Below are 26,276 nucleotides of genomic sequence, written 5' to 3'. Positions count from 1 at the left end.
GCGGATCATGAAGCTCGGGTTCTTTACGATGCCGATCCATCCTCTCGACAAGGACTGGCGGCAATCGCTCCGGGAGGATCGCGAGGCCTTCCTGCTCGCGGATGAGCTCGGCTTCTCCGAGGCATATGTCGGCGAGCATGTCACCGACAGGGCCGAGAACATCACCTCCAGCATCGCATTCATTGCCTGGCTCGCGGCCGCAACCAAGCAGATCAAGCTGGGAACCGGCACTATCAATATGCCGAACGCCCATCCGGCAGCGGTCGCCGCTTCCGTCGCCATGCTCGATCACATGCTCGATGGGCGCTTCATCCTCGGAATAAGTCCGGGCGGATTGCTGTCCGATGCGGAGATTTTCGGCAATCTCGATGCCGACCGCAATGCGATGTTCCTCGAGGCGATCAATCAGGTTCTCGATATCTGGGCCGGCAAACCGCCCTATGATTTGCAGGGCAAGTATTGGAATGTCTCGGTCACGAGGACTCTGATCGAGGACGTCGGCCAGGGAATCGTAGCTCGCCCCCTGCAGACCCCTCACCCGCCGATCGTGGTGACCGCGGTTGCGCCATTCTCAAAAGGCGTCACGGAAGCCGCGGCGCGCGGCTGGGATCCGATCTCGGCCAACTTCCTGATGCCCGCCTGGGTGAAAAGCCATTGGCTCAAATATGTCGAGGGTTGCGCGCGGGTGAACCGGGCAGCCGATCCAGGCAATTGGCGCGTCGCCAAGAGCGTGTTCGTGGCGAGGGACGCAGCAACCGCGAAGGCCTATGCCACATCGCCCGACAGTCCCTATGTGTACTATTATCATCAGCTGTTCACGAAGCTGAAACGTAGCGGCCGGCTCGAGCTGTTCAAGACGCGGCGAGACCAACCTGACGTAGAGGTGACGCTGGAGTCGATCTGCGACAAGTTGATCATCTACGGCACACCCGAAAGCGTGGCCGACCAGCTGCTGGCGTTCCGGGAAGAGATCGGCACCTTCGGAACCCTGCTCTATGCCGGCAAGGATTGGAAGGATCGCGAGCTCGGGCGTCAATCGATGATCCTGATGGCCGAGAAGGTCCTCCCGCGGATTCATGCTGGATCATCGGCGTGATCAAGGAGTTTCGACATGGCTTTCACTGATCGCATTCCATATCAGGCGCAGGTCGATCGGCCGAAACTGACATTGCCCGATGGCAAGAAGCTCGCCGTCTGGGTCATCCTCAATGTCGAGGAATGGCGCATCGGGAATGCGATGCCGCGCACCGTGCTGAGCCCGCCGATGGGCCAGCCCCTGCTGCCCGACGTGCCGAACTGGTCGTGGCATGAATACGGTATGCGCGCCGGCTTCTGGCGGCAATTCAAGGCCCTCACCGACCGAAAGATCCCGGTGACGCTGGCCGCGAACGCCAACGTCTGCAACAGCTATCCGCGGGTGGCGTCGGCGGCGCGCGAAGCGGGCTTCGAATTCATGGGACACGGCTTTGTCCAGGGGCCGATGCACAAGCTCGAGAACCAGGCGGATGCAATCAAGCGCGCGGTCGACACCATTGCCGGATTTACCGGCAAGCCACCGCGGTCATGGGAAAGCCCGGGCTTGACGGAGACCGAAGAAACGCTCGATCTCCTACGTCTCAACGGAATCGAGTATGTAGCTGACTGGGTGATCGACGATCTTCCGCAGGATATCGCCACGCCGCACGGAACTGTGACCACGATTCCCTATTCCGTCGAGACCAACGATATCGTCATTCACGCGCTGCAGCACCTCCCATCGGAACAGTTCCTGACGCGCTGTACCGACCAGTTCGATCGGCTGTATCTCGAAGGCGCAGAGAACGCACGGATCATGGCAATCTCGGTGCATCCCTACATCACGGGGGTGCCGCATCGAATCAAATACCTGGAGGCCCTGCTCGATTATGTCGTCGGCCATGAAGGCGTGGCGCTGATGACGGCGAGCGAGATCGGAGATTGGTACCGGGATCAAATGTCGGCGAAATAGTCTAGCTCAGCCGACGATTTTGATCGGCGCCCGTCGACGATCGGTCGCGCTTTCCGCCATCCTCTCAAATCCCGCAAGAAAGATATCCAGCGCATCGCTGATCATCCGCGCCTTATCCTCCAGGACGGGCGCTTCGTAGATGTACTTGCGTACGCCATAATAGAAGATGCCGCCGTGAAACACCCAGGCCAACTCCAGTTCGGCCGCGCTGGGCCTGCTTTGCATGGCGAGGCCGGCGTCGTGGCGGCATTCCCTGAGAATGCGCGTCAGGATCTTGTCCTTGACCATGCCAACATACCAACGATTGATATCGAGGCCCTTCAGGCCGGAGTAGAGATAGATCCTCAGCCATTTTCGGTTGAAGATCGCATCCGTATAGACTTCGTAGAATTCCTGCAGCCTTATGCGAAGCGGACGCGACCGGTCCGCAAGTACCTTCTCCCAGCCGATCTCCAGGGGTTCGAGATATACCTTGCGGTAGACTTCCTTGATGAGATCATCCTTGCTCGGAAAGTAGCGGTAAAGCAGCGGCTGAGTTACGCCGAGCTTACGCGCCAGCGCACGCGTGCCGCCGCCGAATCCCTCCTCTGCAAACAGCTCGGTCGCCTTGATGACGAACTCGCTGCGACGATCGTCAGCCGACAATCGCTTTTGCTTGGCCCGCGCTCGCTTGACTGGCGCCTTTCGATTCATGATGTCTTGCCACCATCGTCAGCCAGGAACCGGCCAAAACCTCCCCGCGCGAACAACAGCGGATCGTTCCCGTTATATGCGTAGGCTTCCACCGCTCCCAGGAAAATGACGTGATCTCCACCGTAGTAGCGGTTGGCGGCACGGCATTGAAAATTTGCGACCACATCCGCTAGCACAGGAGCGTTTCCGAGCCCCGGCGTCCAGCTCAGGCCCGCAAACTTGTCACCCGAGGACCTGGCAAACTGCATCGCCAGCGTCTGCTGCGACGCATTAAGGACGTTGACCGCAAAATGGCTGGCATTCTGGAAGATTGGCAGTCCCTGCGAGAACATCCCCAGGCTCCACAGCACCAGCGGCGGGTTGAGCGACACCGATGCAAAGGAATTGCAAGTAATGCCGTATGGCCGCCCCTCGGCCGACATCGCGGTGACGATCGTCACGCCGGTCGCAAACATTCCGAGCGCGTTGCGGAAGTCGCGAGGATCGATCGTCGAACTGTCGCTTGCAAGCTCGCTGGCCGGATCCGGCGGATGTTTGGGTGAGTCGGACATCCGGCCGGCCTCAAAGCGTCAGATTTTCAGACGGCAGTCCAAGAGCCACCCGTCCATAATTGGTGCCCGCCGCGTCGAAGTTGAAGGCGAGGTGCGAGTTCACTGCGTGTGCGTCGCGGAATTGGCGCTGCAACGCCCCGGAGGTGAACAGGCTGCGCGCCCCGCTCGCTGCAAACAGAAGAGAGACTGCCTCGGTGCACAGATTCACCGCGAAGGCGCCATCGCGCCGGAGCCTCGTCTTCGCCGCTATGCTCGGGATCTCACCACGCCGGACCTCCGCAACCACCTCAATGCAATTCGTGCGCATGATCAGCCGCGCGGCATCCACTTTCGCGGACGCCTCGGCAATCTTGATCTGGGTGCTCTGCAGATCGCCGAGCTTGGCCCGGTTATATGTCGAGGCACGGTGTCGCGCGATCTCGACATAGTCGTCGAGGCAAGCCTGGGCATTACCGAGACCGACCCCAGACAGCACATAGGGGAACAACGAGAAAACCGGAAGCATGTAGAGCGCATTCGGATTGACGACACTGCCTGGCGTTGGGCCGCCCGCAAGATCGCTCACGGCAACCGTCATGTGCTCGGGAACGAATGCGTCAGTCACTCGTACATCGTTCGATCCTGTTCCGCGCAGGCCGGCCGCATTCCAGGTGTCGTCAATGCTGTAGTCGCGCCTGTTCAGCAGGAATAGCCGGTACTCCACGCCGTCAGCCTCGTCATCCGAGGCAACCACGCTCGCGAGCATGTTCCACCCGCATGCTTCGACCCCGGACGAGAACGGCCAATGACCGCTCAGCAGATATCCGCCGCTTGCTTTCCTGGCCCGACCTGCCGGGAACACAAAGGAAGATGCAATCAGCGCATCGGGATTCTCGCCCCACACCGCGCTCTGCGCTTCGGGCGGGAACATACCCAGCATCCAGTGGTGACTTGCAAGGTTGGCAAAATTCCAGGAGACCGACGCATCTCCCTGGCCCAACGCATCCGCGCAATCGACCAATGCAACATAGTCGAGCTCACTGCCCCCGACGCGTTTGGGCTGAAGGATCCGGAACAGCCCGCTATCATGCAGATCGCGCTCGGTCTCCGGGGGCAGGCGGCGCAGTTCCTCGGTCCGCGACGCCCGTTCACGCAAAGCCGGAACGAGCGTCCTGGCTCGTGCAACCATAGCCGAATAACGATCCATATCCGGACCTGGCGGCACCTTCGCGTCGAGCCCGCGGCCAATCTCAACCATGGTCTCTTCCTTCGTTCGATCTCCCAGGTATTCGCGCAATGCGATCGAGCCACACGGCGCAGTTTATCGATCGATCACCAGAGATCAAGACGCACAGGAGGCGTCTCGCGAATTCAATCCTCAAGTCCCGCGACCGGCGCAAGGCGCCCCATTGTTGGGGAACGCCTCCAACGACGCCCGTCTACACGGGTCTGGGCATTCTAGCATCTTCTCACCCAAGATCCGATGCGTTGCACGAACTCCAGCTAACGACTTCGGCCTGCTAGCGTGCCGGCTACGGCTCAGAAATGCAAAAATGCCCGGTGGCTCCGGCCACCGGGCACGTCGTCGAATTGTTGGCAATGCCCGACGCGCCTCACGGGATCTACGCGAGCTCTTTCCGCCAATACAGCGTATGCTGCCATGCCCAGGGTGAGGCAGGTTCGAAGAGCTTATATCCCTGCCGGATGAAGTTGTTGGCCGAGAAATAATTGTCCGTCGTATCCGAGACGATCGTTTTCCAGCCAACCCGCCGCGCTCGCGCTTCCAGCGCCCGCGTAAGCCGCACTTGCAGGCCGTGGCCGCAGTGCGGCATCACGACGCCAACGCGGCAGAGATATCCGGCGTTCGCAACATGGGTTGACGGAACGACGCCTGCGAATCCAATCGGCATTGGCCCTCGGAAAGCAATCCACCAATACCCCGGCTCGAAATCGGGCAGACGAGTCCCGTCGCAGAAGGTGAGCTGATGAAGCTCGGCGAGCGCATCCGTGACCTCTTCGTCCTGCGAGTCAACCTCGCGTATCCTGTACATTGCTCGCACCTCAAGATTTCAGGCCCCTGGCTCTCCGCCCAGAGCGAGACGCGCCCACTTCAGCCGCAACACGAACTACTTTCCAAGCGTGGCCTTAATACCCAGCCAGACGGCGCCGAGGAATCCAGTGGCGATCACGGTGATCACTGCCTTGAACGTGTAGCTTTGAGCCTGCTCCACGCTCCGTCGCCACCGCCGGAGGTGTTGGAAGTCCGCGCGCAATTCTCGCCGGTCACCCTCTTCAAATCCAAATGAAGTCAAGACTGTCGCGATGGTCTTGACCACGACCGCGTCGATGTCGCTTCTGCGGACTCGATCCTGTTCGATCAGCGTTTCCATCACGATTGCCTTGATATCGGCTTCGTGCATCGGATCACCTCCGTATGATGCGGGCGACATTCTCAAAAGTACGCTTTCCGAAGTAGAAGCCCATGATCATGCCAGCCCAGGTGCTCACGTCTCCCGCAAGCTGCGGCGTGGTGCCAAGCCCAAGAACTTTGTCCCAGATCACGCATTTTGCGTAAAAGACCAACGTCACATAGAACGCCAGCTTGTCCGGCTCCCAAGGATGGCCGATCTCGGCGATCTTGAGTTGGCTATGTGCCCGCACTTCCGCCACTTGCGCGGCGATCTCACTGGCGGCGAGATCGGCGGCAATCTTGCTGTCGACGTTTCCTGCCTTTAGCCTGGCTTGGTACGCATCGATCAGGCCCTTGATGACAGGACCGCCGACGAAGGAAAGAATAGTCATCCACATGGGTCAGCTCTTACCCACCGACCGCAGACGCGCAACGATCGTAATCGTCGAGATTCCGATCATTGTGTAGGCGAGATATCGGGGATTGTTCTTCAACGCCTCCATGACCTGAGCTTTGAGATCGGGATCGCCAAACGCAGATGCGATCGGATCTAGCCACTGAAAGACCGTTCCAATCCCAGTGAGGACGAGACCCCAGACCACCGTCACGGACCTCCCAGTGATTGCCCAGGCCTTTCCCCAGAACGTATCGGCTTCGTCATAGAACGACTTAAGAGCCGGAATGACATGCAGGATCGGCCGCACGACCACGAAATACGCACAGAGCAGTCCCGGCAAAATCAGGAAAAGCCAGAGCATCGTCATTTCCTTCCGATGAGAGATTTGAAGAGATCAACAAAAAAGGCTCCGAGGGAGCCTTTGGCGGGAGCATGGATCGATGGGGTCGCTTCAGGTGGCTTCGACGCCGGCGGGGGCGGCCTTGGCACTGGGGCGGTCTTCCCCTCGCTGAACGCGATGGTCGGATCGAGTTGCATCATCGTCCGCAACAGGCCCGCGCAGCCCAACTGCTGATCGACAGCGTTCGCGTCAAAGACCCCGTCTCGGACGTATTTGCCCGAGACGTACTGATCGGTGCCGGACCAGATATAAGGCGATGGCTTGCCGCGAGCGGCATAGCCGAGCCCATTGTATTGCTCGAGCATGGTCAGCATGCCGCCGACCGACCAGTCTTGGTTGCGAGCAGCAAACGGAGCACAGTTGACGAGGGCATCATAAGCGCCGTCTTCCCAGGTCTTGAACGGTCCCCTTCCCTTCGGAACATGGACGGAGACGCTTCCGAGGGGGTCACCCTGCCCAAGCTGAGTGTCCCAATTCTGGGAGGCCTCTCGCTCATGAGCGACGGCGATGAAGAACCAGGGGACGCCGGTTTTGGCCGACACAGCCTGATAGCGGGCTTTGGCGGCGGGATCGACAAGTCTGGCTGCGACGCCAGCGAAGCTTCGGGTCAGTTTAGCCTTTGCCCAGCGCCCAGCATTCGCAGCCTGAAGCGAAACAATGTCAGCCATTGAAGCTCCAAAGAAAAAAGCCGCCCGAAGGCGGCTTGGATTGCATTGCAATATCGTTTCTGATTATTGCCGATTATGGGTTGTGGTGGTAAACGGGAGCGATGCACACCGATATGGGACGCTTCCAACGAGACCCGCGCATCCTTCCCTATTGGAAGGTTGTCCTGAAATCGACGTGGCTCTTTCTCAAGGCCGATCTCAGGCGATGGTTCAGGCCAATCTAGGATTCTTGGCGAAGAGCCTGCTCGGGCGCCCCACCTGCCAGCTCGCGCAAGGCGCAAAACTTGGCCGGAAAGCCAGGATACTCAACGCTCGCCAGAGCAGTGAACACATCAGGGTCGGCGCAAACTCTTTCATTGGCGGCGAGCTGTTCGTTTTTGCCCACGGCGGGGATATCGAGATCGGGAGCAATTGCTACGTTGATATCGGCGCTCGCATCTGGTCAGGCGGCTCCATCAAAATCGGCAATAACGTCGTGATCGGCCCCGGTGCGAACATTTTCGACAACCACACACATCCGCTGCGCGCCCAAGAGCGACACGACCAGATCAGAAGCATCTTTACCGTTGGACACCCGAAGCAAATTGAACTTGCCGAGCGCCCGGTTGTAATCGGCGACGGCGCTCACATTGGGGCAGGAGCAATTATCTTGCGCGGAGTGGAGATCGGACCCAACGTGATCGTTGCGCCCGGTAGCGTTATTAGCAGGAGCATTATCATCTGACCAGGTCAGATGATCCGCATGATGTAGTTGCAAAGGATCGTTGGCTGAAGATTCGTAAAGGGTGAGCTTGTGCCGCCTTGGGCATTGCCTGACAAAGACCCGGAGAATGTGCCCGTTACCGCCAGAGGGCTTGCCGTACCCGTAGACGGGCTATATGTGTTTGCTGCGGATCCTGTATTTACCGAAAAGAAGTTCGCAAAGGCATTTCCAGTTATGCTGCCTGACACCGATCCTGACGGCGTATAGGGTGGCAGGTTCGCTGTAACGAGACCATTTGCCTCAACCCCTCCAGTACCGCCCAGATTAGCGTTGCTATTCACGGTGGTAGTGATGCGGTTCGCAAACGTTCCTCCCATATTGTCGACGCATGCCGAAGCGCGCCCGCGTTTGTCCGGGAGATTGAACGTGGTTGATCCATCACCGCCGCCGTATTGCGCTCCTATCAACGCGAACAGAGCGGAATAGGTCGTGCGAGAGACTGCCTGCCCGATCGGGAAAGCAAACGAACTATTCGGCGCCGAAAAGCCCCAATAATCCATTCCGGCTGCGATCGGTACATTGTACGGATTGCCGAAAACTCCGTGCAAATACCATGCGCCATCGGCGTTGCTATAGGTTGCGACATAAGGCGTCCCTTGGACGATCATTCCGGGAAGAATGTCAACGCTGGGCGCGCTGCGCAGCGCTCGTGCTCCGAGACCATCGACATTGAACGTGACGCCAAAACTCGTATTTGTGGCATGCGGCGTGAAAGCAATCATCGCGCCATTCATGTTCGTGAAGCTGTCGAATTGCTGATAACTTGACAGTGCATAGGCCGCACTGGACCCACTTGTAACAATCGCACCGGCGATGTCGTCACGATACTTCGCGGTGGCCGCCATCATCGCACGGGCGGAGTCATTGACGCTGGAAGGAGCTTGTCCTTCCTGCCAATTGATCGAGCTGTCCGCGGTTGCGTCCGAGGCCGCGACCCGCGACCATTTGTAGAGAGTCATGGTACCTTTCCCTTGATGAATTCGCGAGGCTGACGCTCACCGATGTGCGACGGCCTCGCCGCTATTCCGCGCGGCCAAGCTGGAGATATTGCGCGCATGGACAGGCAGGTGCCCGCGCGATCAGCAGGTTGCGGATCACACCGATGGGCACGCCGGGGCTTTCCCTGGCCACGGCTTGTGCGCGCGCATCGATAATGGCCTCAATTTCGGCACGCAATTCGTTGATCCGGCTTTCAAGCGGTGGCAGGCGAGCTTGCTTCATTTCTTGTCCTTTCTGGCTCTGCGCGAGCGGACCGCTGCAGCGCTTCAAATCGCTTCAGCGTCGCGGCCACTTCGTTTTGAGCACGCCGCAACGCCTTGTCGCGGCGCGCCTCATGGGTTGCGATGAACATCTGCAGATCGTAAGGCAGCGACCGAAACCGTTGCTTGCTATCGTCCGGCCAAGACCTCGGTGGTTCAATTCCGGCAATATCGGCGATTGCTGCCGCAGCCACGCCTCCGAGCGTGGGATCGGCGAGACCCGCCGACACATGCAGCTTCGAGATATCCTGTACCGCCCCCCACAGCCGCTCGATGCCGAGGGATGCGCAGTCGGCCACGAACCGCGCAACGATGGCCGGGGCAGCCGGACACGACGCCACGCCGTGCAACGCGCACCAACGGACGAATAGTGGTGCGGTGCGCAGGCGAGCCTGCGCAAGCGTTGCCAGCACGGGATTGACCATCGCCGCTTCAGCGCCTCACCTTGCGCAGCGCATGATGGAGATCGGTCATCCTCCGCCTCAGTTCCTGCAGGCGGACATGGCGCCGGAGGCTATGCGAGCCTGAATCAATCTCGCCGCCGAGTTCGGCGTCGAGGCAGTCCAGGGCGGCGACGCGCTTGCTCAAGCCAAAAAGGGCAAAATTGTCGGCGATTTCGCCAGCGGTAGCGGGCTGGCCAGTGATTTTTTCCACGATCGACTCGCCGCGTTCAAGAAAATCCCGAGTATCCGTCATTGCGAAAATCCAAACTGGAGTGAATTGGCTGGCACTCTTGCACTACCGTGCTCGCCTGCGACGCACACGATCATCCCCTGGTGGCCTTCCGCGCATGATAAAGCGCCACAGCATCCTTGATATCGCCGGTGCTCGAAAGCCTTGCATTGAGCGTCCGAAGATCAACGTTCTCACGCTCGCCACGCGACGCCGAAGCGCCAGGCCGCTGCACCGGCGGGAGTGGCCTGGTCGTGACGGCATCCTTCGCTTTCATCATCAGACGATATTTTCCTGCATCGTACATCATCCGCTGAAAGGTGGCGTTGCGCATCAGTGGCTCCGTATTGAGCAGATGCGTCAATTCGGAAGCCTCGACACCGCTTGCCTTGGCGGACGCGATGATCTCCTGCATCACGGCACGCTGGGTTTCGACCGGCTCTCCCTTCAGCATGACGTCAAAGCGCGCATCCTCCGACTTCGCATGAGCGCGAAAGGCGTGACGCGCGGCTTCAGCTTGTCGTTGGCTCTCCTGCTGATGTTGGGCAAGAAGCTGGTCCGTAGCAGCAATCGCACTCTGAACGCGGGCAAACTTAGCTGGCTCTTGCCGCGACATATGGTCGAGGACGCCAGGCAGGCTCTCGAGGGGAACGCCAACGAGCTCAGGAAATTGGTTGATGAAGCTCGCCTGCGCGATCTGCGTAGCGCCAGCAAGGGCATCAAGATAGCCCTGGCGGATCTTGTGTGTCTCCGCGATCTCCTCATCGATCGCCTGCCGCACCTGGGGGTGCTCCAGGGCCCTCGCCAAAGCGGGATCGAGGCCTTCGCCGACATCATCGCTACTGGGGCCGGCATCTTGGCCATCCGTGTCGCCTTGGCTTCGCGCGACACTATCGGCGTTCGTTTCAGGCAGGTCGAAACCGTAGAACTCCGCAGCCTCCGGATCGTTTGCGAGCGCCTCTGCGCGTAGCGCATCGACCCGCTCGGCCAATCGCTCGGCGTCTTCACCGTCGGCGATCAGTTTTTCGGCCGCGACCGCAGCCGCATAGTCACGGCTCGCTCGCCGCAAGGTCACGGCTTCATTTGCCGCGGCAGGCTTCCCCTCCGCGTTGCGATACTGCCTGACAACCACATTCTCGGGCTGCTCGGATATCCTCTCCGCGGCCTCGCGAAGGGATGCAGTGTCGCCGTCGATCTTCTCCGCTTCGTCCGACGCTCGATCTGGCATTGGCTTGTAGCCGGCCATCGCGAGGTCGTGGGCAGCGCCGGTCAGATCGTTGCTGGGCTCATCGGTCATCGTTCACACCTCTTCTGCGCAGATAGGCGGCGGGGCCTCGAGCGGCCGCGATCCCCAACGTCGACACGCCCTGACCGCTGGGAGACTCAGGGGCGTATTGACCGTTCCAGTCAGCCGAACTTTGGCCGGTGTTAAACCCCGCAATGCCGTTGGCGAGCCCCGCAAATGGATTACCTAGCGGGGTATGTGCCCAGCTCTGAAAACCGGCATTCAACCGATCGCCGAATGTCGGCGCGATAACCGGCGCGGGAGGCTCCGCGCGGCCGAATTGCGGCATCCAGTAGTCACCGATACGCATGTTGAGCGTCTGCCCATCGTCGCGTGGCCAACTCGAGGGCGTCAGAGGCGCGCCAGGCGCGGTTACTCCGTCTGTCGGAACCGTGTCTCGGTTAGTTGCGGCCGGGGTCAGCCCCGTGGCGCCGGGGACGGGCGGAAACGGTGATCCCTGCGTGGGCTGGTCGAAACTCAGCTGCGGCTGCAGAGAAGCCAGCCGCCCGTACAGTCCCCCGCCCGCCTCGAACTGCGCCGGATCAAACTTCATGTAGTCGTCAAACAATCCCATCAGCGCGCCTCGCCGAGCTTGCGCGAGACCTCAGTCGCTGCGTGATAGTCGACGGCCTTGTAGCCGTTGATGTCGAGCACAGCATGCGGCGCTATCCTTTCCACATCCTGCGCCATCAGGCCGATGTGGTAGGCGGGCGCTCCCCTGTAGCGATAGCCATAGACGGGCGTCCCATCAAACAGAGTGCCAACAACAGCGATATCTTGCTTCAGCCGCATATCGGACGGCATGAATTTGAGCAGGCCGCCGATGCCGTTAGCGATCGCCCCGAACTGCTGCGCCCCGGACATCTGCTGCGTCGTGTTCGTCGTCCCGTTGCTCTGCTGGCCGAGTTGCGCGATCGGCACGCCGATTTGAGCGAGCAAGCTCAGTGCTTGCACCGGAATGCCGCGTCGCTGCGCCTCCGCGGCCAGCGTCGCGTTGGCGCCGTAGTTCTGCGCATCGAGCGCTGATTGTGCCGCCGTGACGCCTTGGCCCTGGTTGGTGAGATAGTTCTGCTGCATACCACTCAGCGTGTTCGCGGTGGTGTTGCCGGCGCCGTAGAGCGCGTTCGCCGCATTGAGCTGATTGGCAACGTCCTGGTTGTACTGTGCGGCGATCACAGGCGCCTCGGCGGCGGCGACCCCGCGCCCATAAGCCATCTGGTTGGCGCCGCTCAGGTCGCGGCCGGCCGCGGCGAACTGCGAATTGATGCTGTCGCCGACATCGCTCCGGATCTGCGCCAGCTGTGCCGCCAGTGCCGGATTGTTTCCGACCATGCTGCCATTGGCATAGGGCGTAAGCTGCCGCTGCAAGGTGGCAAGATTGTCCTGCACATCTCCGGCCTGCGCATTGGCGTTGCCGCCGTTCAAGAGCGATTGCGCATATCCTCCGATCTGTCCCGCGTACGGATTGCCGGACGCGGCATTGCTCTGGAGCGTGTCGAGTGCGCCTGTCTCTGCTGGCGTCAACCCCGTGTTGTTCAGGCCCGTGCCTAGCTGGCTCAAGATGCCCTGCAACATCGGCTGCGCAGCAGTCCAGGGCGCGGTCTGCGATTGTTGCGTTTGAGTCGATGAAGATTGCCCACCCATCGGGTGTCTTCCTTTCATGGTGTAAGTGACGGACACATGCGACCGCACTGCATCGCGATCCAGGCGTTCGGTGAATTCGGCCGCAGACGACGATCGGATTGATCTATTGGCGAGTGCCGAAAATCGGGATTGGAAGGAAATGCGTCGGCTGCCTACTCACCAAACCCAATAGCGAGCGCCCGCGGAGCTTTGTCGGTTGGCGAGGCCGGCAACCGCGAGTGACGAGGTTGGTACCGATGGATCGCCAGCTCGGCGTCCTGCCGGTGACATGCCCGGCAGTTCTGAAAAGATTGGAATCGCTTGTTGCGGAATGGGCCCCAGCACGGAGTATCGTCGCCGAGCCGCACCATACTGCTTTAGCAGTGCCGCAGCGCGCTGCAGTAGACACTATCAAGCCTGTCGACAGCACCAAAGGCGAAACTAAGCCTCGATTTCCTTGTCCATGATGATGTGCTTCTCCCGATAGCCATCAAGGACCCGCAGCCAGCCCTTGCGGCCATAGATCCTCACGCGAGTGCAGCCTTCGTCTCTCGCATAGGATTCAATCCCATCGAGCAGCGGCAGCCAGCGCTTCATGCCAGTGCCGCCGCATGCAGTGATGACACAGACCTTGCCGATGTCGGAATTGATCAAGATCGTGGAAGCGGTCGCCTGAATTCCACCTTCGGCCCATGCCAGCCACAAGAGGCTGCGCCCGGAGAGAACGTCCGACTCAACATCGTCTAGTGCGTTAAGCGTGGTCCGGCGGCAAGCCGATCGCAGCAACGCAACGGCATGGGGCCAAATCTCACGAACACGGCTGGGATCTACACAGACAAGCCCAAGACTCACAATCGAACCTCCGCCATGCGATGTGAGATTGTTTCCATCGACGTTGGTTTCCTTCACGACCGTATACCATGATCCATCTCGGAACTGGCTACCACCGATGAAAACATGCGTTGATCCAAACGGCACAGTAGTGCCTCGCATCCAAGCGGGTCTCTCCATCAATCGAGATCATCAGGATCTTCGCCCCTCATCATGCGTTGAACGCGCTCGGTCAGGATTCTCGCCCTTTCTTCCGGCGTTAGCGCCCGTTTGACCTTGGTTCCACCACACTTGGGACTCAGAAGCCCAGTAATGCAATCTTGCAGACTAGAGGAATTCAGGGTTTCGCCTTTCCTGTAGGCGTCAATGCATGTTTTTGTCGCATCGGCTATCTCTTTTTCGCATTCTGGGTCTCCTCGACGCCAATAACGCGGATCTCCTCTAGCGACGCTGAGATCAGTATCGTCATCGACCGGCATATTAGGTACGAGCGGCGGAGAGTATGTGCCCGACTTCCGTTTTTTTCCGGCTGTTGTGTCGATGCGTTCAAGTCGTCTGGTATCCGGGTTTGGTTGATCTAATGCCCCTCGTCCTCCCGCATCTGTCGCCGCAGGTTTCTGATAGGGCGTTGCCGGCGATGCGTTACCGTATTCGTCAGGTATCGATCTCCGCAATTGCCCGTATTTTGCGATTAAGCCCAGTAGGCCTCCGACAGGCCCTAGAGGTCCATGCCCACTGGGAGGAACAGGCGACGGCTCGACCGGACGCCGAGCGCTATCCAGCGACTCGCTGGGGATTGCAGTCGGGCCGCCGCCATCAATCTGGCGCTCACGATCCCCATTAGTTCCGATCGGCTCGCGCGAGAGTGAATCCCGAAATGGCCAGAAGAGCAGCGGGTTATGCTGCCAATACCAAAGCATGGGCGACATTGTCGCTTTCTCGAGAACATCGGCCTGCGTCGGCGCATTTCCGAACGACGGCATTCGGAATTGCGGGAGCTGATTAGGATCTCCGGAAGGAAGCGGACCTGGAAAGAGACGACCGCCTCCAAGCGTACCGGGGCCAAGTCTAATCGGTGGAGCCATTGATCAATTTCCTTGTTGAAATGAATGTGCCACGCATCATCGACGCGCGACGATGCGCCGCGAGAGCAGTTGGACCGCTCGAGGTGAGAGCTATGGATTTTCGTGCGAAGACGTACCAATGCGAACGCCACACAGGACACGCCAAGAAGATTAACCCAACACCGCGTACAGAAACGTCCGCCCTGCCGTCGCCGAACTCGCATGTGTGATCGTGAACGATCCATTCGCCACGACGCTGACATAGATCGTGCCGTTGCCTAACTCCGTCGCGGCGCTTGCCGAAGCCGCCGTCAGGATCGGCGTCGAACCTGATGCGGCGTTCGGCGTCGCGACGGTTGTGGTCGAGACGCCTGTCGCGAGCGTCACCGTTCCGACCGCGTTCGAGCGGCCGGCGGCGAGGCCCTGGATGGCGAGCACGATCTTCTTCAGATCAGTCTCGGTGATGCCCGGAACATACGCGGTCATAGCGCGCCGCTCGCGATAACATCCGGTACGACGCCGGCGCAGAAGGTCCATTGCGTTGCCGCGGGGATACGCACCTTGAACCGCGAATAGCGCGTATCCTGCATCATGTCGCAACGTCCGGTCCTGGCGTTCACCGGGACCTCGGCGCCCGGGACCACTGGCGCGGACGGCGTGTCGCGCGACGACACGGAGCCGTACAGCGCCGACGCATCCGTGATCGGCCTGAAACCGCGGATCGTGATTCGGTTCTCGTCGCTCCCCTGCTCCGCGCTCTCCAGCATCGCTTCCAGGCTCTGACCGCGGAAGAAGCCGAGCACATGCGCGTTGCTGAACTGCGCGATTTCGGGTTGCACCGCCGTCGCATAGGCATCGAGGCTCAATGTCATGGCGTCGATAGAGGACGAGATGGTGTCGAGGTTTTCCAGCGTCAGGCCGGTCTGCGAAACGCCCAGCAGATACTCGCCGGCCATGGCGACCGGGAAAAAACGGTCGAGCAGAAAGTCGTAGCCGAGCAGCTTGTCATAGGCGTTTCCGACCGCACCGGAGACCGATTTATAGGCCCAATACACCCGGGTGCTGCGCGGGTCGGCAGCACCCACAAAGAGCTGCAGATTGCCCTTGTCGAGATCCGCCAGAAACGTGCGATCGACTTTCTCGCGGCCGATCTGCTCGGGCACACCGCCGGGCTCGATCTTGTGGAAACCCTGGCCCGCGTAGAAGAAGATGCGCTCGCCGGCCCGGATGATCGAGTACGGCGCATAGAGGCCCTTGTCCTGCGTGATGCGATCGATCTGGAACACGATCGGCGAACCCGGCACGTAGGACATCCGCCGGATCGCCTGGTCCTGAAAGATGACCCCGGCCTCACCGCCGGCGACGCCGCGAACGATGCCGCCGTCGGGAAAGTCCTGGAAGTCGGAGGACTTGATGCCGCTGATCCAGCTGTCGGCCGCGTTGAAATTGTTCAGCCCCGACCATTGAATCCGGTACGGATTCGAGAGCAATCCGGACAGCACCAGGAACCTGCCGACGACCCCGATATAGGCCGCCTGCGGCGGCGAGCCGAGCGCATTGCCGAACGTCGACGCCGACGACAGGTCGAACATCTGCAACGCCGTATTCGCCTGGGTCGCGAAGACGAAGTTTCCGGTCTGCGCGAACTGCCACTGCGCGTTGGCGCTCAGTGCGCTATACGATCCGCCGCCGGACGACACATCGGTCCAGGTGAAGTCGGTGTTGTTGAGCTTGTAAAGCTTGTTGCTGGTTCCTGCGAACGTGACGACCGTGCCGTCGGATTTCAGCGCGTAGAAAGCGCCCCTGCACGCGGCCGGCAACGGTGCCGCGTAAGCCGACAGGCTCGGAAACGGTCCGTAACCGTCACCACGTGGAATCACATTCAGGATGTTTCGCGTCGCCTGACCTTCATAGTCGCTGACATCGGGGCGGTATTCGCCGGTCGCAAGCAAGGGCATCGTTCAATCGTCTCCAAAGTATCGGATGGCAGGAGCGGCCGAGGGCACCCGGATCCAGTCAAACGGGAGATCGGCCGCAACGACGCAGCATAGAAAGCCGCCCACAATGCCTGGCTCTCGCCGAGAACGACGGAAACGAACCATAGCTGTCGCGACGGGGAACCGCGTTCTGGATCGCGTGAGCGCTCGTCCCTCAGAGTCGACGGTATCGGCCCCATTTCACGAATGACATCAGTCTCTCACGGGTGGTGGTATCTGCTGATCCGGGTCGATCGCCCAATTGCTCGCCGGCGCAGCGACCGGCGACCATGTCGATGGCGCCGAGGCTCCCACGCCGGTCCAAGGCGGTGAGCCATCTGGATACGGGACCCAGTTGATGAAATCGCGCGAGAAGCCGGCCGAATGACCGTCGACAACGTATTCGCCGGGAACGCTCTGAAGGGCGATTTTTAACGCTGCGCCCACGGTGCCGATCGTAAAGGCGCCTACACCAGTTCCAATCCGTGACCGAAACAGCGCGTCACTTCCCGAAATGGCATCGGCTCCGACCGACCCGTCGAGCCGCGCAAAAAGGGCTGCAGCCTGTCCCGCGACAGCGTAGGAAGCCACACCGCTTCCCATCTTCGGGTTCGTCGTTGCCGGGGCCCCAACGATGGCGAACGTGCCAACCGCGTTGAACTGCAACAACTTGAAGGTGGCTCCGGGGCCCGAGACGGTGAATGCGCCAGGCGCGCCCATGATGACGGTGTTGGTGAGGCCGATCGTCGGCAGTTGGCCGAGCGCCAGGCGCCCTGCCGCATCGAAACCGAGGAGAGACATTCGCTAAGCCACCTGTGCAATTTCAAGCCGCGAGTAGACGTGCGCTGCGGCAGAACTCTTGACGTCGCCGAGGAAAGACATTCCAAACGGCCTACCCGACCGACCCCATAAGGTACGTTCCGCCATAGAGACTTGCCGTGCCCGCGCTCAGCGAGCCGTAGATTGTTGCATAGTGAGCACCCTCGCTCAGAACGGCATAGTCAAAGCACGGATTTGGAAGCACGCGCCCAGTACCATCGGGGTTTACCTGGGACGCAGTTCTCGTGTTGACGCCGTCGTAATTGATCGCGAAATTCAACACTCCCGATGCAGCCGACGAGTAGTATGAAGTGATCCCCTGCATTGCGATCTCATCGTCAGCCCAACAAAGAAACCCTATTCGGTACGCCGCGCTAACTTCCTGCATAGCCGCATTGACGCCCGTGTTGGTGCCCGAGCTGCTCAGCAATGGTGCACGCACGCGATTGAACCACGATCTGACAAAGCGCGCCGAAGGTGTATCCGTCCAAGCTGATGCTTGAGGTAAGGCCATCCCGACCAATGAACGGGTGTTGTCGCCGGTCTTGATTTCGACTCCGACGTTGCCCGCGGCCGAAGACGGCGAATGCCCCGTGGTTGAGGCCTCCAGAGTGCTCACAACGCCATTCGTGGATGTCGCATAGATGTAATAGAATGTACCGGAAGAGAGCCCCGACGGTGAAAGCGAAACGCCCCCTGCCGGGATCGCGCAAGGCCGTCCGTTGATCGTGAGCAAGTTGCCATCTCTTGGCAGCAGCATGAGGTTGCCACCGCTGAGCACCAACCGACACTGCCCGAACTTCGCATTCAAATTGGCGAGGGCCTGGGCCTGCTGGGCTGCCGTGAAGCTGTTGGCTTCCTCGATCGCGATCAAATCTTCCCTGAGCGCCACAATCGCGACCTGCGGAGTAGCGCTGAAATTGATCTTGCTGCCGGCCCCGCTTTGGCCGGAGTTGGCCCCGGTCCCTGCCGAATTGTAGAGCACCGTCGTTCGCGCCAGAACGCCGGTCGATGTGTTGTACGTGCCGGTCCCGACCTCCCACTGCGACAGGTCCGCGCTTTCGGCCCGGTAGCTGTAGGGCGCGCCGTTGACCACGCCGGCCGCGGCCGGACTTTGGTAGCCGGGAACGGCGATTGAGTAAGTCCAATCCGTCGTACCGCCCGCGGTCGGATTGAATCGGCAGACGTTGAGGAATGCAGACATCTCAGGTGACCGTCAGGATGCCGTTGGTCTGGTCGAGGTCGACCGTGAACGTGTTGCCGTTGGTAAGCGTGAGGGCGGCGCCGTAGTCCCACCAACCGATGAGCGGTTTCGAGGCGTTGGATGAGTTATAAAGCACTGCATACTGAAACGGCCCTATGTTGCCGCCGACGGCCGTCCAGGATGGATCGGCAGCGCCGGAAAACTTGAAGGTGCCGCCCGTCAGGCCACCTGTGACAGCACCGATCGAGACGCCACCGGCCGCGTAGCCATTGACCGCCGCAATCTCGGCCGGCGAGCCGAAAACAGTGTTTGAAGCGACCGGCACCGCATTGGTCAGGTAGACCTTGTAGATGTCGGCGGTTCCAGTCTTCATATCGTGCTGCTTGTTCGCAACATCCTGCACGAAACAGTTGAACTTGTTGAAGGCAGCCATGCTTGTGGTTCCTAGATGATCTGACCGGAGGCGCGAACCGTCATCGGCCCGGCGTTGAAAGTTGAGGTAAGCCCCAGATTGTTGAGACTGCTGAGTACGGCAGAGAATCCGAGTGCCCAGGTCTGGATGCGTCCGTCGTCTTTCAAATAGGGGGCGGCCTCCAGCAGCGCGCCATAGAGATACAGATCCGGCGCCGCCGAGAGCAACCAGTTTGGATCATTGCTGGCGAGCGGCGGGACTACCCGCCGGTAAACCATCTCGATCGTGTAGGCCTTGTCGGGCGACGGCGCGATCTCGATCTCGTTGCCGAAGATCGTGAAGTATCGCGGCTGTCCCGCGACGTCAGATATGCCGAACCGGTACTCGTCGAGCTGTGTGCCCGACCTGAACTCGAGCCACGGCTTGCCCGCCACGCTCGACAACCGCATCCGGCGCATCGATTGGAAATCGGCCGGCAGCGCAATGAACTCGGGCTCGTCGGAAGTGACGTCGATGACCGCAATGGCGCGCTGCTCCATCTGGCGAACAAAGAGCTCCCGATTGAGCTTCGCCTCGGACAACTGGATGAAGGTCGGGATCCGCGCGATCAGGACCGCATCCTGATCGCGCGCCAGATACTCCGTCACCGCCGACTGCAGTGAGGCATAATCCACGATCTGTGTCATGATGCCCCCGTTGTCCATCCGGCCCGCAGCTGCGGTCGATCGGTGCGCAGATAGGCCCATTCGGGATCGTCGAGCTTGCGCTGCACGATGGCATCGAACTCGGGCGAGAACATCCGGACCGACGTATTGCCCCTGGCGTGTTCCTCGTTGAGCCACTTGACGTAGATCACGTTGGGAATCCGCGCGACGTGCCGCCCCCATTCGCTATGCTGTTGGTCGCGCCGCGCCTCATGATTCCATTGCAGGATCGGCTCGACATCCTGCACATGCTCAATCGCAAGGTCGCGACCGTTGCTGTCGAAATGCGGTCGGATCAGCATGCCGTCCATCACGACATCTCCGTGACCCAGAGAGTGCCGGCAGTCGCAGTGACCAGACCATTGGTCGCCGCCTTGATCGCTGCGATCCGTTGCCCGGGACTGACAATGACGTGTTCGACGACGTTCGCCGGCAGATAGGTATCCGCGGTCGTCGCGGTCTGGGCGCCGTCGCCAATGCGATAGCAGCAGGCGGAGTTGGCGACGAGGCGCAGCTGGTAAGTCTCGGCACCGAATGCGTTGGTCGCGCCGACGCTCGAGTCGTATGCGATCGTCTGGCTGACGCCGAGACGCGATGCCGGATGCTTGGGAAAGAATGACATCAGGCCGTCCTCACCGAGACGGAGAAATGCATCGAAACGGCGGCGCCGGACGCGCCCGACGGTGTCAGCGCGATGACGTCGTCTTCGTTCAGGTATGTCGGAGAAGCCGGGACGGCCGAGAACAATTGCCCTGCCCCCGATCCGGCCTGAGATACCGCGATGGTCGCCAGCGTGTTGCCGTTGGCGGCAACCGTGACGGCGCCGTCGGCGGCGGTGATTGCGCCGCCCAAAATTCCCGTCGCCTTCAGCACACGGCAACGAAAGGGAACACGAATATAGGCAGCAACGGGGGACGCACCGCATGACGGCGTATAGGCCGTCAGGTGCTCGGTATTGAGGGTGTGATTACCGGGAAGTGGCATGGAAACCTCCTGAGTCAGGGGAAAGCGGGCAATCGAGATTGCCCGCCAGATCGCGATGACCGCCGTTACGACGTGGTGTTGTCGAACACGCCGCCGGAGGCCTTCTCGTTACGCGCGACCAGCGCGTATTCAGCGAGCACCTGGCGTCGATCCGAATCGCCGGTCTTCGCCAGCGGGATCGAGATCATGTTGCGGCCGTTGAGGTAGGCGACGGCCCACTTGTCCATCTCGAGCACCAGGACGTCGCGTGGGCGCTGGAACCGATTGGCCACGACCTTCAGCTTGCCGAAGTCGGATTCGTAGGCATCGACCGAGGCCACGATCTTCTTCGACTTGGCTTCCTCGATCGCGGTGGAGCGGCCGGTGAAGGTCGAGAACACCTGCTTGTTGAAGGCGCCGGTCATGATGGTGCCGGGCTTGCCGCCATTGGTCCAGATCGACGACAGCACGGTCTTCAGCCGCACCTCGGTGAACGCAAGCTGGGTGCCGTCGGTGCGCGTGCCGGTACCGTCGGCCGCGGCCGGATCGGCGGCCCCGCCGGCCGTTCCCTTCGACGTATTGCTTACGATCCACGACAACACGGATGCCGTCTTGCGCGGCGCGCTGGTCGAGCCGGCGGCCTTGGCTTGGCTGCTGCCGACCAGGATCGTCTCGATGTCGCGCTTCAGCTCGAGGCCACGCAGCATCTCCTGATAGGCGAGCTCGTTGTCGCGGCCGGCATGGTCGACCGCCTGCTGGGTCCCGGACACCTGCGCCATCTTGTAGGAGATCTGGCAGAGGTTGCCGAGCCGGACGGTCGGCACCAGCGCGTTGGCAGTGGGATCGTCGCCCTCGAGCTGGGCGTTGGCGTTCGAGGCCGGCGCCAGCGCCTGGGTCTGCCATTCATGATTGACGGCAGAGGCCTTCTCCTTGTCGACGCCGCTCATGAACGGGGTGTCGGTCGGATCAATGCGATAGATCATATCGCTGAGGTCTTCACGGTTGCCGATCGCCTGGTAGGTCGTCACCGTGTTGGTAGGCAAAGCCATGTGATGGTCCTTGTGCTGTCCGACACCACGTGCAGCCACGCCGCCTGAGGGCGTGCGCGCTTCGGCATCGCAATGAACGGACGTGATGGTCGTGGTGATTGAGCGCTCGGCTGCACGATGGCGCGGAAGCTCGCTTCCGGTTCGGCCTGCCTTCGTCTCCGCCGTAGCGCCTGCGTGTCACGCGGGGTCGGCGTCATGAAAAAGCCCGCGGCGGCTTCCCGGCGCGGGCTCAACAATTTCGATGGTGAGATTATGCTCGTGAGTTGCCCGACGTGTCAACATGCACGATGCTATTTTTCTTGGCGCGCGCGAAATTCAGTCCTGCAGTATGATCACCCGAGCTAACATCACAACCGTCCCCACCGCGACGACAATCGCCGAACAGAGAGTGTTCCGCCAAAGCGATCGTTAGAGAAGCTCGCGTTGCCTTACTGTGGCGGCGACAAACCGACGTCAAAGGTCGAACCGCGAGGCCGCGCGTTCGACGAGATTTGCCCTTGGATGTAATCTTCGAGCATGCCAGACAGTCCCTTCGGCGCCGCCGGAGAGTGAGCAATGAGCGGCGGGCCAAATAGCCATTCCGGTGGTCGTGCAGGTGGATCAACCTCGATCGGCCCTGGCACGTTGGGACCTCGGGGAGGTGGCAGCGGTACAGGTCCTCCCTCTTTCCGCGGCAACGATGGAAGCGGTCCCCAATCGGGGAAAGCAAACCTAGGAGGTCGTCCGAGCATCATCCAAATGAACCAGGGAGGCAAATAGCCTGGATATTCAAGAAGCGGATTCGGAGGGATGCTGTCTTCCGGTATCCTGGTCATGTCGGAATACGCGCCTTTCTTACCTACGGATAGTGAATGACCTGCTGCTGGTTGAGGGTCGCTCATTGTCGAGCGAGAGAAAATCGCGCCTACGGGTCGTAGATGACCTTCAGTTCCAGATGCAACCGGCTCACCAAGTCGTCGACATCGGTCTGGCTTTCGGGATAGGCCTCATAGATCACCTTTGTCTTGAACAGCCTTGCGAAGTATCTGGGATGCAGCGTCCACGCGATGCGGTGATCCAAGACGGAGTCAAAATAGAGATTTTTCCTGACTTTTCTCAAATAGCGATTGTCCGGCGGTGCCTCGAACAACGGATCGATCACTCGCTGCTTGAAAAACTTGTTCTGCGCTAACACCACGCGCCGCCAGTCCGCTTCTTTCTCCGGCATAGGCTCACAGGAACCGCGCTGCAGACGGAACTCCCCGCTAGGCATTCTCACCGACGCATACCGAGAACAGGATGGCAGCGCGGGTTCGGTGCTTTCGTAGTCCCACGCAACGAGAGCTCCCTTGAGAACATATGCATAGGTGGGCGCGATGAGCAGATAGTTTGCGCAGCTCGCCAAGCAGTAGTCATACACAATGACCGTCGCCTGCCGATCACCAATCTGGTTGGACAAAGCAACCGTTGAAGCGATGTCACCCCCGGCGCTCCGAACGGCAAAGAGGCCTCCCTCCTTCAGATTGTCGACCGGCGTACGATCCGTCCCCTCGTCAATCTTGCCATCAAGGCAGGCGATCGTTCGGTCGGCATTGAGTGCAATCGGCCTGACAACAGCGCTGCGGCAGAATTCAACAGCGCGATAGTAGTTCTGCTTGTCGAGCGCTTGTCCTTGAGCGGAGACCAGACTTGGATTGAGAAAGAGGAAGGCGAACACAAGCAATGGCGCCGCGAAGCCGGTCCATTGTGGCCGCCAGGAGATCTCCGCGCACAAATTCGCGAGACGGCGTTGCGAGCTCAAATGGCGTCTGCGAAGCGTCTTGGTTGCCTCTGTCATCCTTATCGCTCAAAAAAACGCCTTGCGCCCCTTACACAACCTGACAGTGCAGCAGTCGACACTCTTGAACAAAACAGGAACATTGTCAACACCGGCCCCTAGAGAATGCCGAACCGCCTCCCGCGCTCAGCCGTCTGCGCTAGTTCTTTAAGCTCGGCTTTCGCCAGCTTGCCGTTGGTGACCGCTACGGTCAGATGATCGCGCACCTTGCCAAGGACGTTAATCGCTAGGAACAGTTTTTCGCGGCCGGAGACATCGTCGATCGTCGTCGACCGCCACGCAGTTGTATAAGCATTCTCGAGGGTCGCGAACGCTTCGACCAGCAATTCGTCGGCCAGAAGACGTTCTGCCCTGACGGCGCGGCCTACGGCCTGGTCTAGTCTCGATTCATCGGCATTCGTCATTGCGAAGGTTCTCCAGCGAAGGGATCGCGTTCGGCAGGTTTAAAGCAGCCGTCATGGTGCTCGTATCCGGCTCACGGCCCATATGGTTCCAGCGCCGTTGCTCCAAGAACAGGTGTGCCCGAAGCCGCACCACGCCGCTATCGGCTGACAAGGCGGGCAAGTCCCGCCAGTTGAGCTTGTACGGGTCATCCTCGGACGGATGAAAACTCAGCGCGAAGCGTCCGATGACATGCCAATTATCTGATTCATTCGGCACATCTGACAGCGTGAAGCTTTTCGTCGGAATGATTGTTGGAAATTGTGGAAATGTCGACATGTCGCACCTGAGTTACGGAAGGGTACCTTTGATTTCATCCGGTGAGATGTGTGCGGAACCAGGTACTCGCTTTCACTATATGGACTGAATGGGTTTCGAACTGCTCGGCCCGGCGCCAATTGCAGCCGGTAGACCGTATATCGCCATATGATCGGGCAACCTCAGGATCGGTGGTTATGGAAATATATGGAGACAGCGGATTGCGGCTGTCAAACGCGTGCTTGGCCATCAACTCGTGCTTATCATCTTTTGCCAAGACCGCTTCGGAGTTGGCTTGGCCTCCCGCTTGTGCGGCAGGCGAGAACCGGCCCGGGTTCTTGTGCCCCATGATCCGGGTCAGCTCGACGGCGGTGTTGTAGAGCTCGCGGTCGCCGACCATGTTGAGCTTGCCGCCGCCAATCAATTCCTTCTGTACATTGGCCAGCGCCACTACCTGCGCGAATTGCTGCGCCTTGCCGCCGGTGCCGAGGCCGACATTGATCGTCATGTCGTCGCGGGTCTTCCAGTTGCGCGGATCGACAGTGATCCAGGCATTGCGCAGCCGCACGGCTTGCTGCTGCTGGTCGTGCTTGCGAAGTGTGCGCTAATCGACCCGCAAGAGGACCACACGTTCATAAATCCGCTAGGTCGAAGCTATGCCCTGCCGAGCTCACATGGTGCCGGCGACCGCCCAACTAAATGGCTGGCCGCGCAGTCGTCAGCAATTCATTACCGACCGACAGCTCCGGATCTGCACGAACAACCGCGAAGCGAGGGGTATCCTTCTTCGCGAAGGTTAATCGCACCCGCTCGTCTTCATTCGTGCCAGAAGGTTGAAAGAATTCGCAACGCAGCAGAAACGACCCGGGCGGCAGCTTCAGCGGAATGGTCTCTGAAATACTCCCGACTTCTATAGCCCCGTCAGCCGGAACCTCGAAGGGGACCTCAACTGCGCGAACGGCGTCAGGGTGAACGGGAGCGGCGTGGTTCACCACATGGATCTCTGCCGCGTGCTGACCAGCTTCGACCATGGAACGAAACGACACGCTGCCAGGCCGCCAAGTGAAGCCTTGCGACGAGTGTTGTTCAGTCCAGTCGTTATATGGATCCTTCAGCGAGCTCGCGAATACCGACAGTTGCCCATAGGACAGGTCAAAATGGATCGTGGTCACCACTGTCAATCTCCAATAATGATCCTGATTTGGGCTCCGTCGGCCAACCCACGGCATGAATTGCCAACAACCGCACCGGCCGCCCTGTTGTGACTTGGATTGACCGGCCGAACGCTGGCCCCGAACCCACCTTCTTTGAACATCGCAGGAGGGTACTCATCCAGGTGTTTGCCATCAACCTTATCCAGCTTGCCAATTGCCAACCATCTGTTCGCGTTCTTGCCAGGCCGATCAATCGTCAGGACGCTTGGGTGACCGGCATTGATGGCGTCTGCCGCATGCGCAGCGGCCTCACCGTGAACCGAGAGCGAAAGAGTTATCTCCCTTGCAACATTTCCGGCCTTTAGCGCACCCAGCCTCTTTGCGCCCGGTATCATTCCGGCCGCCGCCGCCACAGCCCCCGGCAAGTCGTCACGGTGCTTCGCATCGATGAGATCGAGCGCAGACCCGACAACACCGAGCGGCGTTAGACTGAGCACATTGCCTATGCGCGAGGCTAGGTCGTTGGCCGTATACGGCTTCATGCCCATGCCGATGAGCGCATCGGCCGCGAGATATCCGATGCGTTGCGTCGGCGTCTAGGTCGCTGTCTTCAATTCGCCGGTTGGCCCATAGTAAGCTGACCAATCGAAGTGCGGCTTGTCAGCGGAGGGTATCGGCGCTGCCGTTGGATCATGTACGGCGATCCGGCTCGCAACGATATCACCCGCGGAAGCTGGGTCGTAGGACTCGCCCGGCGATGCGACGGATGGAGCAACGGTGCTAGGCACAGACCGTTGGAGTTGCCCTTCCGATCGTGGTTCAGCTCCTTGAACCGTGCCGTCCGAAGCGAATGGATCGTGATCAACGGGAATAAGTGAAATCTCTCCAAAATCCGGCT

General features: G+C 60.2%; 36 protein-coding genes. 3 read left to right on the top strand and 33 right to left on the bottom strand.

From position 1 onward, the window contains the following. Window positions 1-7 precede the first annotated feature (7 nt). Window positions 8-1,096, top strand: coding sequence for an LLM class flavin-dependent oxidoreductase (locus tag BRSPCE3_RS19005; protein ID WP_244067937.1), 1,089 nt, complete (start codon window positions 8-10; stop codon window positions 1,094-1,096). Between the two features lie 15 nt (window positions 1,097-1,111). Then, window positions 1,112-1,987 (top strand): polysaccharide deacetylase family protein, encoded by an 876-nt coding sequence (locus BRSPCE3_RS19000; protein WP_244067571.1) that lies wholly within the window; start codon window positions 1,112-1,114, stop codon window positions 1,985-1,987. 6 nt (window positions 1,988-1,993) lie between these two features. Here BRSPCE3_RS19000 and BRSPCE3_RS18995 read toward each other — a convergent pair whose 3' ends face one another. The 8 genes from BRSPCE3_RS18995 to BRSPCE3_RS18960 form a co-directional block, all read right to left on the bottom strand. Further along, the gene (locus BRSPCE3_RS18995) at window positions 1,994-2,680 is read right to left on the bottom strand and encodes a TetR/AcrR family transcriptional regulator (protein ID WP_244067570.1); all 687 of its coding nucleotides are present in this window, start codon (window positions 2,678-2,680) and stop codon (window positions 1,994-1,996) included. Beyond that, window positions 2,677-3,231 carry a flavin reductase family protein gene (locus BRSPCE3_RS18990; RefSeq protein ID WP_244067569.1) on the bottom strand — a complete coding sequence of 185 codons (555 nt, stop codon included), beginning with the start codon at window positions 3,229-3,231 and terminating at the stop codon, window positions 2,677-2,679. Before BRSPCE3_RS18990 ends, BRSPCE3_RS18995 begins: the two co-directional genes overlap by 4 nt. Before the next feature lie 10 nt (window positions 3,232-3,241). Further along, complete coding sequence (locus tag BRSPCE3_RS18985; RefSeq protein WP_244067568.1) at window positions 3,242-4,468, bottom strand: acyl-CoA dehydrogenase family protein; 1,227 nt, start codon at window positions 4,466-4,468, stop codon at window positions 3,242-3,244. A 364-nt stretch (window positions 4,469-4,832) separates the two neighbouring features. Further along, window positions 4,833-5,261: a GNAT family N-acetyltransferase gene (locus tag BRSPCE3_RS18980; protein ID WP_244067567.1), complete on the bottom strand. Its 429-nt coding sequence runs from the start codon at window positions 5,259-5,261 to the stop codon at window positions 4,833-4,835. A gap of 75 nt (window positions 5,262-5,336) precedes the next feature. Beyond that, window positions 5,337-5,630 (bottom strand): hypothetical protein, encoded by a 294-nt coding sequence (locus tag BRSPCE3_RS18975; protein ID WP_021080409.1) that lies wholly within the window; start codon window positions 5,628-5,630, stop codon window positions 5,337-5,339. A 4-nt stretch (window positions 5,631-5,634) separates the two neighbouring features. Further along, window positions 5,635-6,018, bottom strand: a complete 384-nt coding sequence (locus BRSPCE3_RS18970) for a hypothetical protein (protein WP_244067566.1) — start codon at window positions 6,016-6,018, stop codon at window positions 5,635-5,637. Between the two features lie 3 nt (window positions 6,019-6,021). Continuing rightward, a complete protein-coding gene (locus tag BRSPCE3_RS18965; protein ID WP_244067565.1) occupies window positions 6,022-6,378 on the bottom strand; it encodes a hypothetical protein in 357 nt (118 codons plus the stop codon). Between the two features lie 2 nt (window positions 6,379-6,380). After that, window positions 6,381-7,085, bottom strand: a complete 705-nt coding sequence (locus tag BRSPCE3_RS18960) for a hypothetical protein (protein ID WP_244067564.1) — start codon at window positions 7,083-7,085, stop codon at window positions 6,381-6,383. On the opposite strand from BRSPCE3_RS18960, the gene BRSPCE3_RS18955 reads away from it, so the two are divergent. Beyond that, complete coding sequence (locus BRSPCE3_RS18955; protein ID WP_244067563.1) at window positions 7,075-7,809, top strand: DapH/DapD/GlmU-related protein; 735 nt, start codon at window positions 7,075-7,077, stop codon at window positions 7,807-7,809. The genes BRSPCE3_RS18960 and BRSPCE3_RS18955 overlap by 11 nt on opposite strands. 5 nt (window positions 7,810-7,814) lie before the next feature. Here BRSPCE3_RS18955 and BRSPCE3_RS18950 read toward each other — a convergent pair whose 3' ends face one another. The 25 genes from BRSPCE3_RS18950 to BRSPCE3_RS18830 form a co-directional block, all read right to left on the bottom strand. Next, a complete protein-coding gene (locus BRSPCE3_RS18950) occupies window positions 7,815-8,807 on the bottom strand; it encodes a phage tail protein (RefSeq protein ID WP_244067562.1) in 993 nt (330 codons plus the stop codon). A 61-nt stretch (window positions 8,808-8,868) separates the two neighbouring features. Next, entirely contained in the window at window positions 8,869-9,069 is a 201-nt protein-coding gene (locus BRSPCE3_RS18945) for a hypothetical protein (protein WP_244067561.1), read from the bottom strand. Beyond that, window positions 9,041-9,532: a hypothetical protein gene (locus BRSPCE3_RS18940; RefSeq protein WP_244067560.1), complete on the bottom strand. Its 492-nt coding sequence runs from the start codon at window positions 9,530-9,532 to the stop codon at window positions 9,041-9,043. The genes BRSPCE3_RS18945 and BRSPCE3_RS18940 overlap by 29 nt, the downstream gene beginning before the upstream one ends. A 7-nt stretch (window positions 9,533-9,539) precedes the next feature. Further along, a complete protein-coding gene (locus tag BRSPCE3_RS18935) occupies window positions 9,540-9,803 on the bottom strand; it encodes a hypothetical protein (protein WP_244067559.1) in 264 nt (87 codons plus the stop codon). A gap of 70 nt (window positions 9,804-9,873) precedes the next feature. Then, the gene (locus BRSPCE3_RS18930; protein ID WP_244067558.1) at window positions 9,874-11,076 is read right to left on the bottom strand and encodes a hypothetical protein; all 1,203 of its coding nucleotides are present in this window, start codon (window positions 11,074-11,076) and stop codon (window positions 9,874-9,876) included. Further along, window positions 11,066-11,638, bottom strand: coding sequence for a hypothetical protein (locus BRSPCE3_RS18925; protein ID WP_244067557.1), 573 nt, complete (start codon window positions 11,636-11,638; stop codon window positions 11,066-11,068). The genes BRSPCE3_RS18930 and BRSPCE3_RS18925 overlap by 11 nt, the downstream gene beginning before the upstream one ends. Then, on the bottom strand, window positions 11,638-12,708 hold the full coding sequence (locus BRSPCE3_RS18920) for a tail fiber domain-containing protein (RefSeq protein ID WP_244067556.1): 1,071 nt from the start codon (window positions 12,706-12,708) through the stop codon (window positions 11,638-11,640). The genes BRSPCE3_RS18925 and BRSPCE3_RS18920 overlap by 1 nt, the downstream gene beginning before the upstream one ends. A gap of 420 nt (window positions 12,709-13,128) precedes the next feature. Beyond that, window positions 13,129-13,596: a hypothetical protein gene (locus BRSPCE3_RS18915; RefSeq protein WP_244067555.1), complete on the bottom strand. Its 468-nt coding sequence runs from the start codon at window positions 13,594-13,596 to the stop codon at window positions 13,129-13,131. Window positions 13,597-13,697: 101 nt separating this feature from the next. Further along, complete coding sequence (locus BRSPCE3_RS18910; RefSeq protein ID WP_244067554.1) at window positions 13,698-14,501, bottom strand: hypothetical protein; 804 nt, start codon at window positions 14,499-14,501, stop codon at window positions 13,698-13,700. A gap of 252 nt (window positions 14,502-14,753) precedes the next feature. Then, window positions 14,754-15,068, bottom strand: coding sequence for a hypothetical protein (locus BRSPCE3_RS18905; RefSeq protein ID WP_244067553.1), 315 nt, complete (start codon window positions 15,066-15,068; stop codon window positions 14,754-14,756). Further along, window positions 15,065-16,540, bottom strand: a complete 1,476-nt coding sequence (locus BRSPCE3_RS18900; protein WP_244067552.1) for a hypothetical protein — start codon at window positions 16,538-16,540, stop codon at window positions 15,065-15,067. The genes BRSPCE3_RS18905 and BRSPCE3_RS18900 overlap by 4 nt, the downstream gene beginning before the upstream one ends. 231 nt (window positions 16,541-16,771) lie before the next feature. After that, a complete protein-coding gene (locus BRSPCE3_RS18895; RefSeq protein ID WP_244067551.1) occupies window positions 16,772-17,359 on the bottom strand; it encodes a hypothetical protein in 588 nt (195 codons plus the stop codon). A gap of 91 nt (window positions 17,360-17,450) precedes the next feature. After that, entirely contained in the window at window positions 17,451-18,581 is a 1,131-nt protein-coding gene (locus BRSPCE3_RS18890) for a hypothetical protein (protein WP_244067550.1), read from the bottom strand. A 1-nt stretch (window position 18,582) separates the two neighbouring features. Next, window positions 18,583-19,014 carry a hypothetical protein gene (locus BRSPCE3_RS18885; RefSeq protein WP_244067549.1) on the bottom strand — a complete coding sequence of 144 codons (432 nt, stop codon included), beginning with the start codon at window positions 19,012-19,014 and terminating at the stop codon, window positions 18,583-18,585. 11 nt (window positions 19,015-19,025) lie between these two features. Beyond that, window positions 19,026-19,679, bottom strand: a complete 654-nt coding sequence (locus tag BRSPCE3_RS18880) for a hypothetical protein (protein WP_244067548.1) — start codon at window positions 19,677-19,679, stop codon at window positions 19,026-19,028. Further along, entirely contained in the window at window positions 19,676-20,008 is a 333-nt protein-coding gene (locus tag BRSPCE3_RS18875; protein ID WP_244067547.1) for a hypothetical protein, read from the bottom strand. The genes BRSPCE3_RS18880 and BRSPCE3_RS18875 overlap by 4 nt, the downstream gene beginning before the upstream one ends. Next, complete coding sequence (locus tag BRSPCE3_RS18870; protein WP_244067546.1) at window positions 20,008-20,319, bottom strand: hypothetical protein; 312 nt, start codon at window positions 20,317-20,319, stop codon at window positions 20,008-20,010. The genes BRSPCE3_RS18875 and BRSPCE3_RS18870 overlap by 1 nt, the downstream gene beginning before the upstream one ends. Beyond that, window positions 20,319-20,681 (bottom strand): hypothetical protein, encoded by a 363-nt coding sequence (locus BRSPCE3_RS18865; RefSeq protein ID WP_244067545.1) that lies wholly within the window; start codon window positions 20,679-20,681, stop codon window positions 20,319-20,321. The genes BRSPCE3_RS18870 and BRSPCE3_RS18865 overlap by 1 nt, the downstream gene beginning before the upstream one ends. Window positions 20,682-20,746: 65 nt before the next feature. Beyond that, window positions 20,747-21,709, bottom strand: coding sequence for a DUF5309 domain-containing protein (locus BRSPCE3_RS18860; RefSeq protein WP_244067543.1), 963 nt, complete (start codon window positions 21,707-21,709; stop codon window positions 20,747-20,749). Window positions 21,710-22,613: 904 nt separating this feature from the next. Continuing rightward, the gene (locus BRSPCE3_RS18855; protein WP_244067542.1) at window positions 22,614-23,525 is read right to left on the bottom strand and encodes a hypothetical protein; all 912 of its coding nucleotides are present in this window, start codon (window positions 23,523-23,525) and stop codon (window positions 22,614-22,616) included. A gap of 98 nt (window positions 23,526-23,623) precedes the next feature. Then, window positions 23,624-23,929, bottom strand: a complete 306-nt coding sequence (locus tag BRSPCE3_RS18850; protein WP_244067540.1) for a hypothetical protein — start codon at window positions 23,927-23,929, stop codon at window positions 23,624-23,626. After that, window positions 23,913-24,245 carry a hypothetical protein gene (locus BRSPCE3_RS18845; RefSeq protein ID WP_244067539.1) on the bottom strand — a complete coding sequence of 111 codons (333 nt, stop codon included), beginning with the start codon at window positions 24,243-24,245 and terminating at the stop codon, window positions 23,913-23,915. Before BRSPCE3_RS18845 ends, BRSPCE3_RS18850 begins: the two co-directional genes overlap by 17 nt. A 34-nt stretch (window positions 24,246-24,279) precedes the next feature. Beyond that, window positions 24,280-24,792, bottom strand: coding sequence for a hypothetical protein (locus BRSPCE3_RS18840; protein WP_244067538.1), 513 nt, complete (start codon window positions 24,790-24,792; stop codon window positions 24,280-24,282). 127 nt (window positions 24,793-24,919) lie between these two features. Further along, entirely contained in the window at window positions 24,920-25,399 is a 480-nt protein-coding gene (comJ, locus tag BRSPCE3_RS18835) for a competence protein ComJ (RefSeq protein WP_244067537.1), read from the bottom strand. 2 nt (window positions 25,400-25,401) lie between these two features. Next, complete coding sequence (locus tag BRSPCE3_RS18830; protein ID WP_244067536.1) at window positions 25,402-25,920, bottom strand: NucA/NucB deoxyribonuclease domain-containing protein; 519 nt, start codon at window positions 25,918-25,920, stop codon at window positions 25,402-25,404. Between the last annotated feature and the right edge of the window lie 356 nt (window positions 25,921-26,276).

It is taken from the genome of Bradyrhizobium sp. Ce-3 (assembly GCF_022835695.1).
Taxonomy (GTDB): domain Bacteria; phylum Pseudomonadota; class Alphaproteobacteria; order Rhizobiales; family Xanthobacteraceae; genus Bradyrhizobium.
The sequence above is the reverse complement of the archived record's forward strand: the minus strand, read 5'-3'. Positions and strand labels throughout refer to the sequence as shown.